Annotated in this window: 13 protein-coding genes and 1 pseudogene; 11 read left to right on the top strand and 3 right to left on the bottom strand. The window is 35.1% G+C overall.

The window, feature by feature from the left end; translation table 11 throughout:
• Positions 1–807, bottom strand: coding sequence for a GNAT family N-acetyltransferase (locus tag CKJ95_RS15450; RefSeq protein ID WP_099354346.1), 807 nt, complete (start codon positions 805–807; stop codon positions 1–3).
• 672 nt (positions 808–1,479) lie between these two features.
• Here CKJ95_RS15450 and CKJ95_RS15445 point away from each other — a divergent pair.
• The 7 genes and pseudogenes from CKJ95_RS15445 to CKJ95_RS23465 all read left to right on the top strand — a co-directional run bounded on the left by CKJ95_RS15445 (position 1,480) and on the right by CKJ95_RS23465 (position 6,368).
• Positions 1,480–2,643, top strand: coding sequence for an ABC transporter substrate-binding protein (locus CKJ95_RS15445; RefSeq protein WP_099354345.1), 1,164 nt, complete (start codon positions 1,480–1,482; stop codon positions 2,641–2,643).
• 79 nt (positions 2,644–2,722) lie between these two features.
• Complete coding sequence (locus CKJ95_RS15440) at positions 2,723–3,604, top strand: branched-chain amino acid ABC transporter permease (RefSeq protein ID WP_099354344.1); 882 nt, start codon at positions 2,723–2,725, stop codon at positions 3,602–3,604.
• A gap of 12 nt (positions 3,605–3,616) precedes the next feature.
• Positions 3,617–4,555 carry a branched-chain amino acid ABC transporter permease gene (locus CKJ95_RS15435; RefSeq protein ID WP_257215814.1) on the top strand — a complete coding sequence of 313 codons (939 nt, stop codon included), beginning with the start codon at positions 3,617–3,619 and terminating at the stop codon, positions 4,553–4,555.
• Positions 4,542–5,073 (top strand): annotated as a pseudogene (locus CKJ95_RS15430) (ABC transporter ATP-binding protein); the annotation flags it as partial. The gene CKJ95_RS15435 and the pseudogene CKJ95_RS15430, both read left to right, overlap by 14 nt.
• 5 nt (positions 5,074–5,078) lie before the next feature.
• Positions 5,079–5,309 (top strand): hypothetical protein, encoded by a 231-nt coding sequence (locus CKJ95_RS24115; RefSeq protein ID WP_445079848.1) that lies wholly within the window; start codon positions 5,079–5,081, stop codon positions 5,307–5,309.
• A complete protein-coding gene (locus CKJ95_RS15425; protein WP_099354342.1) occupies positions 5,310–6,014 on the top strand; it encodes an ABC transporter ATP-binding protein in 705 nt (234 codons plus the stop codon).
• 195 nt (positions 6,015–6,209) lie between these two features.
• The gene (locus tag CKJ95_RS23465) at positions 6,210–6,368 is read left to right on the top strand and encodes a hypothetical protein (RefSeq protein ID WP_180271542.1); all 159 of its coding nucleotides are present in this window, start codon (positions 6,210–6,212) and stop codon (positions 6,366–6,368) included.
• Positions 6,369–6,945: 577 nt separating this feature from the next.
• Here CKJ95_RS23465 and CKJ95_RS15415 read toward each other — a convergent pair.
• Entirely contained in the window at positions 6,946–8,373 is a 1,428-nt protein-coding gene (locus CKJ95_RS15415) for a YfcC family protein (protein WP_099354340.1), read from the bottom strand.
• Between the two features lie 470 nt (positions 8,374–8,843).
• Between CKJ95_RS15415 and CKJ95_RS15410 the strand changes: the two genes are divergently transcribed.
• Positions 8,844–10,025 carry an amidohydrolase gene (locus CKJ95_RS15410; RefSeq protein WP_099354339.1) on the top strand — a complete coding sequence of 394 codons (1,182 nt, stop codon included), beginning with the start codon at positions 8,844–8,846 and terminating at the stop codon, positions 10,023–10,025.
• A 296-nt stretch (positions 10,026–10,321) separates the two neighbouring features.
• Here the strand turns inward: CKJ95_RS15410 and CKJ95_RS15405 are convergent, their stop codons facing one another.
• Entirely contained in the window at positions 10,322–11,209 is an 888-nt protein-coding gene (locus CKJ95_RS15405) for a LysR family transcriptional regulator (protein WP_099354338.1), read from the bottom strand.
• 241 nt (positions 11,210–11,450) lie between these two features.
• Between CKJ95_RS15405 and CKJ95_RS15400 the strand changes: the two genes are divergently transcribed.
• The 3 genes from CKJ95_RS15400 (at position 11,451) to CKJ95_RS15390 (ending at position 15,690) form a co-directional block, all read left to right on the top strand.
• Positions 11,451–13,175, top strand: a complete 1,725-nt coding sequence (locus tag CKJ95_RS15400; RefSeq protein WP_218962754.1) for a urocanate hydratase — start codon at positions 11,451–11,453, stop codon at positions 13,173–13,175.
• Positions 13,176–13,265: 90 nt separating this feature from the next.
• Positions 13,266–14,519, top strand: coding sequence for an imidazolonepropionase (hutI, locus tag CKJ95_RS15395; protein WP_099354336.1), 1,254 nt, complete (start codon positions 13,266–13,268; stop codon positions 14,517–14,519).
• A gap of 16 nt (positions 14,520–14,535) precedes the next feature.
• Positions 14,536–15,690: a M20/M25/M40 family metallo-hydrolase gene (locus tag CKJ95_RS15390; protein WP_099354335.1), complete on the top strand. Its 1,155-nt coding sequence runs from the start codon at positions 14,536–14,538 to the stop codon at positions 15,688–15,690.
• The last annotated feature ends 87 nt before the right edge of the window (positions 15,691–15,777 follow it).

Here is a 15,777-nt window from a genome sequence, read left to right as displayed (position 1 = left end):
TTATTTTTCCAAAAGGTACATATACTGATTTTTCTTCTCGGGATCCTTTACTAAATCTGTCACAACCCATCCGTGTTTTAAATAGTGCATAAACACCTGTTTTGTTTTTTCTCTCCACAATAAGGCGACATTGAAGTTCTTTCTTTTAATTTCTTGAAAATTACCAGGTACCGGTACCAACAAAGTATCACTTTTTTCCTCTAAGTTAATATCTTCAGGAACAAGGCAACCATCCTCAAATCCCACTTGTATTAAAAGTGGTAACTGGCTTATTTCGTTGTTTCTTCTTTCACGTTCTACCTTATTAACAGACCACTCTACTACGAAACGGTCGGTGGAAAGACCGTCGTTCATGCCATCCTTCATGTCTCCATATGCATTTTCGATATACGCAGTACAGGTGGCGCCTAATTTATGTAGATTCAAATTACCATTCACTGTTTCAAGAGGATCATAGGTCCACGAAATTAAATCATACCCCATCCTCAAGGCCAACTCTCGTTGTTCATGCTTTAGTTTTTCACCAATACCTAACTTGCGATAATCAGGGTGAATCCCTAAACTATGAGAAACGAGGTAGGGCTTAATTCCATCAAAACCTGGGAAACTATATTGAAAACCAATCAGTTGCTCCTCATAGAAAGCACCTAAAATAAACCCACCATTCTTAATCGTTGCTGCAGTATGACTGATAGGAACCGTATCCTCCGGACTCCAAACAGTCGATTCTAATTCATGAACCTGATGTAATTCTTCAATTGATCTTACATTTTTGATAATTATGGAAGATAAAATTTCTTGTTGCATTGTTTACCTCCTGTTGTTTCGAATCGAATATAGGTATTCATACTAATTATTATAAAATGTTTAGAAAGAATTATCGAATTTTTTAGGAGAAGGAGAGTGCTATGGGGCATTCTTATTGAACTCTACTCAATAAGATAGAGGCCTTTCTAGTAGGTGGCTTCTTTACTTTCTTGTAAATTTGCATTCTTTATAGTTTAAGACTATAGAATTATTAATATTATGTATTGGTATTTATTAAACGTATTATCTAAAATTTAAATAGGTATCGAAAAAACTATCCACTAGTAATAGGAGGTGTTTATAACGTATGAAATAACAATTAAAATAAAGTAAGCGCTATCCTTTGTAACTTTGCCTCAATGTATATCACTGATAGTTTTTTGCATAAAACTATGCACTCAATATCCTAGCTCAAATTCCACTAATAATCAATCTTCTATCCCACAAAATGACAGAGCAATAAATTTAGCCACAAATAGAGTAAATAGTTTTTTTCCACAAGAGTGAACATAAATGTTTTATCACCTTTAGAAGTTTTTGATAACTGCTACAAAAAAATAACAGAATATTTTGTGTTTAGTTTTATTACTTAATTTTTTCGTGCAATGGCTAAAGTATTTTTTTATCTTTAGAATAACAAGAATAACAAGAAATTATATGGGGTGAGATTACATGAGAAAAATACTCTTTTTATTATTATTTGTTTTTTCTATGATTTTGGCTGCTTGTAATGCCGAAAATTCGGGTGGAAAGGAAGAATCCGGGGATTTAAAAAGTAATAACCAAGATGTTATAAAAATTGGTTGGTTTGGTCCACTAACAGGTCCAACATCAACTGATGGGCAAATAAGTTTAAATGCTTCACAACTAGCAGTAGATCAAATTAACGAAAATGGTGGAATCAATGGAAAAAATGTAGAAATAATTTCAGTTGATGACCAAGGAAAGCCACAAGAGGCTGCAAAAGGAGTTCAAAAATTAATAAATAGTGACAAGGTAGCTGCAGTAATAAGCGGAGCTTATTCAGGTCCAACTTTGGCAGCGGCATCACTCGTTCAAAAAGAAGGCGTACCAATGATAGTTTCATATGCCAAACACCCAGAAGCCACAAAGGGCGGAGAATATGTGTCCAGAATGATATATACCTCGGACGTACAGGCAAAAGCTCTTGCCGATTATGCTGTTAATGATGAGAAACTAAAAACCTTTGGCATTGTTTATATGAATATAGATTATGGGATTGAAAGCCAGGTCGCTCTTGAGAAAGAAATTAACGAACTAGGCGGGGAAGTATTAGTAAGTAAATCATTTAATATGGGTGATACCGATTTTAATTCAGCTTTATCTGCTGTTAAAGAACAGAAACCTGATGCTTTATTTGTTGTAGCCTACTACAATGAAGGCGCTTCTATAGTAAGTCAAGCAAAACAAATGGGGCTAGAATCTAGGATTATCGGAATTGATGGTTTGGATTCACCTAAATATCTTGAAATTGCAGGAGATCATGCTGAAGGAACTGTCATAACTACCTCATTCTATGCAACAGATGAGCGAGAAGTTGTTCAAAACTTTGTTAAAGCCTATAACGAAAAATTTGATACTGAATTAAGTATTACAGCTTCCCAGAGCTATGACGCGGTTTTAACGATAAAGAGTGCAATTGAACTTTCAAGTACAGATAGAGAAGACATAGCTAAAGCAATTAATTCAACAAAAGATTTAGAAGGTACCTCCGGAAATATTACAATTGATGAAAACCATGAAGTCGTTAAGCCAATTGTATTCATGAAAGTTGAAAATGGAGAATTTAAATACCTACATTCAAAAACATATTAATTATATAAGTGGAAGGAGAGGGATTCAATAGATTATTGTATCCCTTGTTTCCCTTTTAACAGTAAAGGGGTGTAATGACTTGATAATAGAACAGTTAATTAATGGGATAGCATTAGGTTTTGTATATGTATTAATAGCGCTTGGGCTAACAATGGTATATGGAGTTTTAAAAGTTTTGCACTTTGCCCACGGTGTTATATATATGGTTGGGGCATTTTCGGCTATGGTAGGAATATTGTATCTAAATCTTTCTTTTATCACTGCTTTAGTATTTGCCTTAGTAGTTTCTGGGCTGATTGGTGTAGGAATTGAAAAATATGCGTATAGACCCCTTAAAGATGTACATCCAATCACGGTACTTATAAGTGGTGTAGGAATAGCCATTTTACTTCAAAATTTGTTTCAAATTATTTTTACTTCTGATTCTCATGCCTTTCCCAAAACGAATATTGAGGTACACAGTATTGATATTCTTGGAATTGCAACATTAACGAATATAAAACTCTATATGATCATAATCGGTCTTTCTGTTTTGGCTGTGCTTTACGTGTTCTTGAATTTCACCAAAATGGGAATAGCTATTCAAGCAGTTTCTCAGGATAGAAAAGCAGCTGCACTAATGGGTATAAATGTTAATAGAATTGTCATGGTTACTTTTCTGCTAGGTTCCATGCTAGCCGCTTTAGCTGGCATAATTACAGCGTTAAATTATAATTCACTATCACCAGCTATGGGAGATATTCCTGGATTAAAAGCGTTCTGTGTTGTTGTGTTAGGTGGTTTGGGTTCCATACCAGGAACAGTTTTAGGTGGATTAATATTGGGGATAGCAGAGGCATTAAGTACAGGCTATTTAGAAGGCATGCCTATTGATACGAATGCCATCGCATTTATATTATTGGTTGTTATTTTACTTATAAAACCATCAGGATTATTCGGGAAGAATATAGAAAAAGTGTAGGTGATTTCATTGTTGGATTTCATTAACCCATATTATGTAGATATTTTAATCTTTTTAGGAATCTACATCCTTTTAGGCTTAGGATTGAATTTAACAACTGGGTATGCAGGGCAAGTTTCGTTGGGACACGCAGCATTCTATGGAATTGGCGCTTACACATCAGCTATTTTATCTGCTAATTATAGTGTGAATGTTTGGTTATCCATCCTCATTGCTGTTGTTGTAACCTTTATTTTAGGGGCACTATTAGGACTACCTAGTTTACGTTTAAGCGATGATTTTCTTGCAATTACAACATTGGGCTTGGGCCTTGTTGCACACTCATTTTTTAATAACTCCCAATTAACAGGAGGAGCGTATGGAGTAAATTCAATACCTGCCCCCACACTTTTTGGGATAGAAGTGGAGAACATTGGATATCTTATTTTAGTTGTAATTGCAGTAGTCGTTGTTATCTATATTATGAGAAAAATAACTAGATCTAGAATTGGAAGAGCTTGGGTGACTATAAGAGAAGATGAAACTGTAGCCCAATCGATGGGAATCAACACCATGTATTATAAAGTGTTAGCATTTGCTATTGGAGCAGCCTTTGCAGGAGTTGCAGGTGCCTTATTTGCTCATAAAATATATTTTATCAATGCTGACTCTTTTACATTTACAACTTCAGCAACTATTTTAAGTATGATAGTTATAGGTGGCTTGGGTAGTATACGGGGAACCTTACTAGGCGTAACACTTTTATACACGATACCAGAACTATTTCATATATTTGATGTAGGAAATTTGTTGAATTTAAATTATCTTGATAATTATAAAATGATTCTTTATGGATTACTCATGGTTTTGGTTATGAGATATAGTCCTAAAGGATTAATAGACATAAAAAATATAAAAGCTAGAAATCCAAAACCAGCTGTGAAAAGTGGTGATCAGAATGTTGGAAGTTAAAAATGTTTCAAAGTATTTTGGTGGATTAACAGCTATAAATAATGTAAGTCTGAAGATCCAAAAAGGTGATATTTTTGGTTTGATTGGACCAAATGGTGCAGGTAAAACAACATTGTTTAATATGTTAACAGGAATTTATAGTCCTAACAATGGAGAAATAGTATTAGAAGATACTATGATCCAAAAGTTAAAGCCATTCCAAATAGCTAGATTAGGTGTTTCAAGGACATTCCAAAATATAAGGTTACTAGGTAATGAGACTGTAACAGAAAATATAAAAATAGGAATGTTTCGAAAGACAAAATCGGGTTTGATTTCCGCTATAGTGAATTCTAAATCACAACGGAAGGAAGAGGAATTTGTTGAACAAAAAGTAAAACAAACATTATTGGAGGTTGGTTTAGAAGAATATATGGATTTACTTGCAGGTAATTTATCTTATGGAAATCAACGTAAGGTAGAAATTGCCCGCGCACTTGTATCTGAGCCAAAACTATTATTATTAGATGAACCTTGTGCGGGTATGAATGATACGGAAGTTGAAGAAATAAATTTATTAGTAAAAAGAATACGGGACAATGGGACAACAGTGATTATCATTGAACATAATGTTCCCATGCTAGTCAGATTGTGTGACAATATGGCTGTATTAAATCACGGAGAGAAGATTGCCGATGGTTCCCCTGAAAAAGTTACTTCCGATAGTGCTGTAGTAAAAGCTTACATTGGAAGTGAAGAAGAGGAAGTGATTTAATTGCTATCAATAGAAAATCTTAATGTCTTTTATAACCAAATACACGCAGTAAAAGATCTTAATATAGAATTAAATAAAGGAGAAATCGTAACATTAATGGGATCAAATGGTGCCGGAAAATCATCATGTTTAAATGCGATTTCTGGATTGATAAAATCATCCGGCACAATATTTTTTAGTGGTGAAGACCTTCAAAAATTAAACCCGGACCAGATTGTACAAAAAGGAATTGTTATGGTCCCTGAGGGTAGAAGGATTTTCCCTAGATTAACTGTTCTAGAAAACCTACAGATTGGTGCATATACTAGAAAGGTTACTAGTAGCGTAATAAATAGGGATTTAGAAGAAATATTTGAATTATTCCCAAGGCTTGAAGAAAGAAAAAAACAATTAGGTGGTACAATGAGTGGTGGGGAACAACAAATGTTAGCTATTGGTAGAGCATTAATGGCCAAACCAAAAGTTTTAATGCTCGATGAACCGTCAATGGGTTTAGCGCCTATCGTTGTAAAAGATATATATGAAACTATTAAGAAAATTAAAGGTCGTGGATTAACGATTTTATTGGTTGAACAAAATGCAAAAAAGGCATTATCGGTTGCTGATAGAGCATACATCATTGAAAACGGACAAATTAAATATCACGATGTTGCACGTAATTTACTGGAACAAGACGTAATCCAGAAAGCCTATCTTGGAGGATAAATTACTTTCTAAGTATTAGATGAAGTGCCTGAACACTTTTCAGGCACTTTTACAATTGTTTTTCTTTTTCTGTGACCATGAATTGTGGAGGCTTGAAATAAGACAAACTACCAACTAACTAGACCATTTGAAATTGCTATTTTTACTGATGAGGAAGGCGCAAGATTTAATATGGGTTTTACGTGTAGTAAAACGATGGTGGATGATGTTGAGAAAATTTTTTTAACCTCATTAAGTTATAAGGAAGGAGTGCCTTTTGGGAAGGTAATTAGTATGAATGGGCTTTCCGCCAGCACTTTTTTAGAAGCTAAAAGAGATATAAAGGCAAAAGATTCGTTTGCCAGAAAAAGATAATTCGAAAAGTAATTAGCACCTGTTCTTGGTACTTAATAAAAATTAATAAATAGGTTATAATTTAGGGGTACAACTTGTCACTTCCTTATTAGGTTGGTGTTTGGTCTGGTAACCTCACTATTTCCTAAAATTCAGGGGAGGGCAATTTTTTTGCTCGAAAATCCCTCAATCAAGGTATTTTATAACCTATTTAATATAAAAGTTTTGACAATACGTCTTTTCAAGAGGAGGGACAGGTATAACCACCGTCGGGAACGGTTCGAGATGAGAGCCAGACTTAACTGAATGCAAAAACATCCTGTAGTCCAGCAAGACTTCTAATGACATTACCCGCGTCATCTTCTGTAACCTTAAGTCCAGCATCCCTCATCCATTGGCTTACAAGTTGTTTTGCCTGTTATTCTTCATTAGAAAAACCAATTCTACATGAACCACCATTATTTAAAAATCCAATATTAGCTATGTCTACCAATCTTGGTGCTAATCTTCTACTATTGACACCATCATAATCCTAATTATCATCATAGCTTTCCAAAATATAAAATAGTGCTATCCAATTTCAACTTCCTTTAATCTATTATGCCGGCCATACAAATAAATGTACGATAGTAATAATGATGGCACCTAATATGTATTGCATGATAATTAACGGTAAGATAAACTTTGCCCATTTTAACCAAGGCACACCTGCGAGAGCTAATCCAGCTATTAACCATCCGGCTGTAGGAGTAAAAGCATTGGATATTCCATCACCAAACTGAAAGGCAAGTACTGCGGTTTGTCGACTTACATCAACTAAGTCGGACAACGGAGTAAGGATTGGCATTGTTAAAGCTGCCTGACCGCTTCCGGATGCTACAATATAATTGATTAAACCTTGTACACCATACATTCCTAGTGCAGCGAACGTACTTGGCAAGTTTTCAACTGTGCTAGATAATCCATAAATAATAGTGTCTAATACATTGCTTTCTGTAAAAATTACAACGATACTATATGCAAAACCGACAGCCAAGGCTCCTTCCATCATGTCCTTGCAACCTTGTGTGAAGGATTCTGCAATTTTATTAGCATTCATTCTGGCAATGATGCCTATTAATATCCCCATGAGCAAAAAGAGTCCTGAAATTTCTTTTATATACCAACCTAGCGAACTAACACCTACAACAATCGAAATTAGAATCATTCCAAAAATTGTTAAAATTAGGATATGTTGCTTCGTTAAATGGGCTTTTTGTAGTTGACTAGAGTTTATATCTCTTTTTTTATCAATATCATACATTAAACTCTTTGAGGGATCCTTTTTTATTTTTTTAGCATAGAGCATAATATACCCTATACCTAAAATTAAAAATAGAAGAAAACACACAATTCTTACTGCCATTCCTGAAAAGAGAGGTAATTCTGCAATGCCTTGGGCAACTCCAATATTAAAGGGATTTAAAAATGATCCTGTATATCCAATAGCAGTCCCCAATAGCGGTATAGATGCAGCAACAATTGAATCAAAGCCCATTTTTAATAATAATGGAAGTAATATGACTATATACACGATACTATCTTCAGCACTCCCATAGGTTGCACCACATAGTGCAAAAAAAGTAATAAAAATTGGGATGATATAAATTTCTTTCCCTGACGACTTTTCTAAAATATATGAAATCAACCCATCTAACGCTTTCGTTTTTTGTAAAATACCAAAGCTTCCACCGATAATAAACAGTAAAAATATTATGTTTGCTCCATTAGACATTCCTTGAAAGATTGCTTGAAAAAACTCCAAAAACCCTGTTGGTGTTGCAGAAATCTCCTGATATGTTCCGCTTACAATAATAGTCCTGCCATTTGCATCAACCTCCCGGTCAAACTGGCCTGAGGGGATAAGATAAGTGGAAATGGATGCAATTACCGCTATAATTACTAAAATAACAAAAACATGAGGTACTTTAGTTTGTTTCATATTTTTTTCTTGCAAATCACTTTTTGTAGTCGCTGGTAAACCCATTGAATTTTTAACCTCCATTGTTTATATCGCAATTATGACCAAAAAATAATATTGGCATTGACGAGGAGCCCGACGATAAAACTACTTATGCTATTAATATATTTTCAATTTTATACCTCCTTAGTGATGCCTTTAATTTCTAAAGTGAAAGACAGCGTTTCCAATTCTTTGTTGAACAAAGTAATAATTAAACTGTTTACTTTGTTTGTTATTTATTAGAATATTATAACTAAATAAAATTTTAAATAATATATACCACGTTTACAAATATATATTATTAATAGTTTTATAGTTTTCAGCTATAAGGGAGGCGATTATAAAGTTGAAATTTACAAAAATGAAAAAATTATTAGATTAGAATTTTATTAATTCAAGAGAATTAGAAAGTAATTTAGAAAGAGGTAAATAATCACTTGTTAGGAATGATAGTTATTTCTTATCTTTTAAAAATATAAATGGGAGACAAAAAAATGCTAAAAATAAAAGATATTAATGAACAAATTGAATCTATTAAGAGTGATGTAGTTAAGTGGAGAAGATACCTACACCAAAATCCTGAACTATCGTATCAGGAGGAAAAAACTTCACAATTTGTGTTCGACACCCTTTTGTCCATTTCTAGTTTGGAGGTAACTAGGCCAACCAAAACGAGTGTCTTGGCACGATTAATCGGTAATCGACCAGGAAAAGTCCTTGCACTACGAGCAGATATGGATGCTTTACCAATAAATGAGGAAAGCGATGTTCCTTTTGCATCAGCAAATACAGGAGTCATGCATGCATGTGGTCATGATGGGCATACAGCCATGTTACTGGGAGCAGCCAAAGTTCTTTCCCAATTCCAAAATCAAATCAACGGAGAAATAAGATTCATTTTTCAACATTCTGAAGAAATGTTTCCCGGGGGAGCCCAGGAGTTAGTTGAGGTCGGGGTAATTGATGGGGTTGATGAAATAATCGGGCTTCATTTATTCCCGATGTTACCAACAGGAAAAATTGCTATCACTCCCGGATATGTTTCAGCAAATTCCGATACATTTGAAATTAAGATAATTGGCAAAGGAGGCCATGCATCTGAGCCTAATCAAACTATAGATCCGATTATTATTAGTGCTGAGATAATTAGCAATATTCAGTATATAGTCTCGAGAAAAATTAGTTCAACTGAACAAGCTGTCATCTCCATCACAGAAATTCATGGCGGATCTGCCAAGAATGTTATCCCTGATACAGTCACTATCGGTGGGGGAGTTAGAAGTTTCGATGAAGAAACACGAAATAGTATACCTAAATATTTGGAGAATATAGTTAAAGGGATTACGCAAGCACATTCAGCGAAATATAAACTAGAATATACCCTTGGTTATGGAGCTGTACATAATAATGAAAAGGTAACCTCGAGAATAAAAAATGGGCTTTTAGAAAGTTTAGGCAGCGACTGTATAATAGATATGCCCCATTTTATGGGGGGAGAGGATTTTTCAGCATATTTAAATAGAATTCCAGGGTGTTTTATTGGGATAGGATCTGCACCATCTAATAAGGAGGATATTTATCCACTTCATCATCCTAAATTCAATATTGACGAAAGGTCGTTAGAGTTTGGATTGAAAGTTTTACTAAATGCTCCTATGGAACTATTAAATTCTTGAAATATTGAACGATTTCCATTGGTAATTGTTCGTGAAATCTGAAACACTCCGCCATTGAATGCACTCATCAAGATAGATGGGTGTGTTCATTTTTTTGTATTCGGGTATATTCAATAAAATCGAAATTACTTTAAGTTGGTATGCGATTATCCTCTTAGTGAAGTGCCTGATATATTTGTCAGGCACTTCAGTTTTTGCTTTAAATTTCCCATGTTATGGAACTACTCATCTTACTGTGTAAAATGAAATCTTAATGCCCTTTATTTTGTAATTATTCTTTTATAAAAGAAATAAATTCATACTTTGTTAAAATATTTTTTGACTAATGTTATAAATGTATTCACTAATGGTGGCAGGTACCTATTTTTATCAAGCGCAAGGTAAACTTTTCTCGAGGTAAGTCCATCGTGAATTCTTTTAAAATGAAAATTAGGATTATTAATATACTTTATGTAGTTCTCAGGTGCTACTGTAACTCCTAATCCTTCTTCGACAAGGTTACAAGCGGTTTCGAATCTCTCAATCTCAAACTGTATTTTCGGTTTAATCCCTGCCTTTTTAAAAGAGTTGAGAATATCCGTACGAGATTGAAACCCTTCCTTAGAGATAATAAAGTTTTCATCCTTTAAGTCTAATATCGTAATAAAGTTTTTATACCCCAAAGAATGCTGAAGTGGAAGAAGAGCAACGAGTCGTTCATCATATAAAGGAATTGACTCTATATATTTAGTATTTATATATTGGTTGGTTATTGCTAAATGTATTTCGAAGTTGTCTAAGGATTTTTCAACGTCTTGTAAACTTGGGAGATCTAATAATCGTATAAATACATCTGGATATTCTGTTTTGAATTCGGTAAGTACCTTTGAAACCCAAAATTTAGAAGACTCTATGATTCCTATTGATAATTCTAGTGGACCGTTGTCTTTTAAGCGGACCATTTCATCATAGACGCGATCATAATGGAGGATTAATCTTTTTGCTTCATGATAAAGAATTTTCCCCTCAGTTGTTAATCTTAATTCTCCTTTGCTTCGATCCAAAAGTAAGAAACCCAATTCCTGTTCTAGCTGTTTAATAGAAGTACTTAAAGATGGCTGGGAAATATGTAGTTTTTGTGCAGCAGCTGTGAAAGTTGAACAATCAATTACCGTAGTGAAGTATAGTAAGCGCTGTAATTTCAAAAGATCCCTCCTCTGCTATAGGTATAAACTATAGACTTATTGTAATTATGTATTAGAAATTATAACATAAACCAATTAGAATATTAATTATAGTAATACAATTCGGTAAATAATGAAAACTAATTTTATTATTTACTGAGATAGATAGATTTATTGTCATCTAGAAATTTTGAAAACGGATACACTTAATCTTTTCTATCATTTTAAAAAATTACTTACAATTTAAAAGGAGGATTTTATGATGATCGAGCAAAATATTAAGGAAAAACCAGAAATTCTTTATTCTGTAAAGGCGCAAAGGGGAGATACTTTACGCTGTAAAGGATGGAGACAAGAAACAATTCTTAGAATGCTTGAAAACAACATGGAAAATGCTGAGAAACCCGAAGAGCTTGTTGTTTACGGTGGAATTGGTAAAGCTGCACGTAACTGGGAATCCTACCATGCTATTGTTAAATCCTTAAAAGAATTGGAGGATGATGAAACGTTAGTAGTACAGTCAGGAATGCCTGTAGCTGTATTTAAAACTCATAGATACGCACCAGTCGTAGTTATGGCGACAACAAATATTATGAAACCTTCATGGGAAACATTCTATGAACTACAAGATAAAAACTTAACAATCTTCGCGCAATATACTGCTGCACCTTGGGAATACATTGGTACGCAAGGAGTTATCCAAGGTACTTTCGAAACACTTTCAGCAATTGCACGTAAACATTACAATGATTCACTTGTTGGGAAAATCATGCTAACAGCTGGCGCTGGAGGTATGGGAGGTAACCAAACAAGAGCAATGGCAATGCACGGTGGTGTTGCAATTCTAGCAGATTCAAATATTGAAATTATTAAACGTCGTATGGAAGTTGGTTATATTGATGTCTTAGCTGACAACCTTGACGAGGCTATTGCTTTAGCCGAAAAACATGCAACAGAAGGAACTTCGATTGGAATTGCAGTTGTAGGAAATTCGGCTGATATTTTTGAAGAAGCTTATGAAAAGGGATTCAAACCAGACATTCTTACTTCAATGACTCCAGCACATGATCCAATTTCATATTTACCTTCTGGATATACAGTCCAAGAAGCTGAAGAATTAAGAAAGACTGATAGACAGCTTTACTTAAAAAAGGCACAAGAAACGATGATTCGTGAACTACGCGTTACAAACAAATTCTTTGATGATGGGGTTCACGCTTTCGAATATGGAACTAGCCTGCGTAAAGAGTGTCGTGATGGTGGTATGCCTGAAGAAGAAGCAATGAAAATCCCAGGATTCGTTGCAGAATACATTCGTCCACTCTTCTGTGAAGGCCGCGGACCTTTCCGCTGGATTTGTATGTCTGGTGATCCAACAGATTTAGAGAAGATTGACAATATGGTACTTGAAAAATTCAAAGATGATTTACTTGTGACAAGATGGATTAACTTAGCGAAAGAGCATATTCCAATTGAAGGTTTACCAGCTCGTATTTGCTACTTAGGATTCGGACAACGTAAAGAATTTGCCCTTGAAGTTAATAGAATGGTTAAGAGTGGCGAGTTAAAAGGACCTGTTGCATTCTCTCGTGACAACCTTGACTCAGGTTCAATCGTTAACCCAACATTTGAATCTGAAAATATGCCTGATGGCGGAGACTTAATCTCTGACTGGCCTGTACTAAATGGACTACTTAATGCTGTAGGTATGTGTGATCTGATCGCATTACAAGCAAACTACTCGATGGGTGAAGCTGTTCATACAGGGGTTACAATGATCGCTGATGGAACTGATGAGGCTGATATGCGTCTAGAAGTTTGTATGACAGTAGACTCTGGTATTGGTGTCATTCGTCATGCACAAGCTGGTTATCAGAGTGCGAAAGATGTTGCTAATGGTAAAGGTAAGCTTACTAATGAAAGCATTAAAGTCCCACTTTGGTGGACACCGACAGCAACATTTGGTCCAGACGATTTAGATAAATAATATATTGCAAAAAGAAGGGGGTTAGCAATGATTGCATATCCCCTTTCCTTTTAATAGATTATTGTATTTTTCGTACAGGAGGTAAAACGATTGGTAAACCATAAAGAAAAAGCAGACTTAGTGATTATTAACGCAAATGAAGTTTTAACCTGTACAGGTGATGAAGCAGATTCGATTGGAATAATAATAAATGGTTGGGTCGCAGTCCGTGGAGAAAAAATTATTGCTGTAGGTACAAAAGAAGAAGTGAATCAACAAATTAATTATGAGCAAGCAGAGATAATTGATGCCACAGGTAAAGTGGTCGCCCCTGGATTCGTTGATAGTCATACACATACCGTATTTGGTGGTTCACGTGTGAAAGAGTATGCAGCAAAAATGACCACTTCAGATCCAGCAGAGTTGAAACGGAGAGGAATCGAAACCGGGGTTATGGTTTCTGTCAATAAAACGAGGAATGCAACTGTAGAAGAACTCTATGCATCTACCGAACAAAAAGTAAGACGTATGCTTGAGGCGGGGACGACCACAGTTGAAGTGAAAAGTGGATACGGTTTACGTACAGAAGATGAATTAAGAATCTTAGAAGTTGCCGCAGAAGTGAATGCAAACTCGGATATTGATATAGTAAATACATTTTTGGGCGCTCATGGATGGCCGACCGATATGACAAAAGAGCAGTATATTGACTTGATTATAGAAGAAATGATTCCTGAAGTACAAAGACGTAATCTCGCAACTTTTCATGATGTTTGGATAGAAGATTCTCATTTTGATGTGGAAGATACGATCCGTTTACTTGAAGCTGGGGAAAAAGCTGGACTCAAATCAAAAGTTCATACAGATGCCTATTCTTATATTGGTGGGTCAGATCTTGCCGCAGAAATGAAAGTTGTCTCAGCTGATCACCTTAATTACACGCCACCCCATGTAATGAAAAAAATGGCGGAAGCCGGCGTAATTGGTGTTCTTATGCCAACATTGGATTTTGCAGTTGCTCATAAACGCCCTTTTGATGCAAGAACGATGATAGATTCTGGTTTAACAGTGGCATTAGCTACGAATTTAAATCCGGGTAACTGGACTGAGTCCATGCAATTTGTAATGGTCCTCGCAAGTAGATTATATGGTATGTCTCCAGAGGAAGCTATTCGCGCGGCTACAATTAATGGTGCCAAATCGTTATTACTTGATATTGATCGTGGATCCATTGAAAAAGGAAAACTAGCAGATATTCAAATATGGGATATTCCAACATTTGAACATGTAATTTATCGTCTTGGAAGTAACGTCGTTGATCGTGTCATAAAAAGAGGAAAGACTGTCGTAAGTCGAAAGTATTAAAGAAAGGGTGAAGACGTTGGCAAGTGGAAATAAAACGGCAATCAAAATAAATGAAAAACGTTTATTAGATAGTTTTCTAGAGTTAGCAAAGATTAATGCTCCAAGTGGGCAAGAAAAACCAATGGCTGAAGTTTTGATTCCCTTACTAGAAGAATTAGGTTTTTCAATAAAGTTTGATGAAGCTCATAAAGAATTTGGTGGAAACTGCGGAAATTTAATTGCTTGGTGGGAAGGTACAGATCCAAATGCTGAGCCACTATTTTTATCGACACATATGGATACAGTGTTGCCGACAGAAGGGTTAAAGCCAATCATTAAAGATGGGGTTATTTATTCCGACGGAACCACCATTCTTGGGGCAGATGACCGTGCAGCTTTAGCAGCTTACATTGAAGGGATAAGAGTTATTCAGGAAACGGGTACTCCATGTGGCCCAATTGAGTTGATTTTAACAGTAAATGAACAACCAGGACTTGTCGGTGCAAAATATATGGATTATTCGTTGGTGAAAAGTAAAAAAGGCTTTATTTTTGATAGCACAGGTGATATTGGTCAAATCATTTTGCAAGGCCCGTTTAGCAGTAGAATTTACTGTGAAATAAAAGGAAGGGACTCTCATATCGGCTTAAATCCAGAAGATGGAATCAATGCTTTTCTTATTGCTGCAGATGCATTAAAAAATATGAAGCTTGGTAAGGTCAATGACCAGGTATTAGCTAATATTGGGGTTATTAAGGGCGGTACGATGTCTTCTATTATTCCAGGTGAAGTCGAACTAATAGGAGAAGTTCGAAGTTTTGATAAAGAAGGACTAGATAATCAGTTGGAGCATATGAAGGAAGCTGTTGAAATAGCAGCAGAACAACATAAAGGAAGTGCATCGGTAAAATTCGAAAAGAAATATCTAGGTTTTAATATTCCACTAGAACATGAAATCGCAAAAACAGCTCTCGTTGCAGCAGATGAAATTGGGGTTAATAAATATACAACGCAAACACTTGGCGGCGCTGATACAAATGTTCTAAACGAGAATGGATTGGAATGTCTAACGTTAGGTAACGGATTTAAGAATCTTCATACTTTCCAAGAACATATTAGTGTGGAAAACCTAATGAATGGTGGAAGATATGCTGCAGCTCTTATAAAAGAATGGTATGAATCGCACAAATAAAACTTTGGTGTGTGTTCACAAGTTTTAATTTTTTTGATAACGGATTAGGGTAATAGAATTTATTAGAGACATGGTCATTCACACAAA

The organism is Fredinandcohnia onubensis, from assembly GCF_002734285.1.
Classification (GTDB): Bacteria; Bacillota; Bacilli; order Bacillales; family Bacillaceae_L; genus Ferdinandcohnia; species Ferdinandcohnia onubensis_A.
The sequence above is the reverse complement of the archived record's forward strand: the minus strand, read 5'-3'. Positions and strand labels throughout refer to the sequence as shown.

Coding starts and splice junctions, on each gene's coding strand:
- CKJ95_RS24115 (WP_445079848.1), top strand. CDS start 5,079: ATGAATGATACGGAAGTTGAAGAAATAAATTTATTAGTAAAAAGAATA.
- CKJ95_RS23465 (WP_180271542.1), top strand. CDS start 6,210: ATGGTGGATGATGTTGAGAAAATTTTTTTAACCTCATTAAGTTATAAG.
- CKJ95_RS15410 (WP_099354339.1), top strand. CDS start 8,844: ATGCTAAAAATAAAAGATATTAATGAACAAATTGAATCTATTAAGAGT.
- CKJ95_RS15400 (WP_218962754.1), top strand. CDS start 11,451: ATGATCGAGCAAAATATTAAGGAAAAACCAGAAATTCTTTATTCTGTA.
- CKJ95_RS15445 (WP_099354345.1), top strand. CDS start 1,480: ATGAGAAAAATACTCTTTTTATTATTATTTGTTTTTTCTATGATTTTG.
- CKJ95_RS15415 (WP_099354340.1), bottom strand. CDS start 8,373: ATGGGTTTACCAGCGACTACAAAAAGTGATTTGCAAGAAAAAAATATG.
- CKJ95_RS15450 (WP_099354346.1), bottom strand. CDS start 807: ATGCAACAAGAAATTTTATCTTCCATAATTATCAAAAATGTAAGATCA.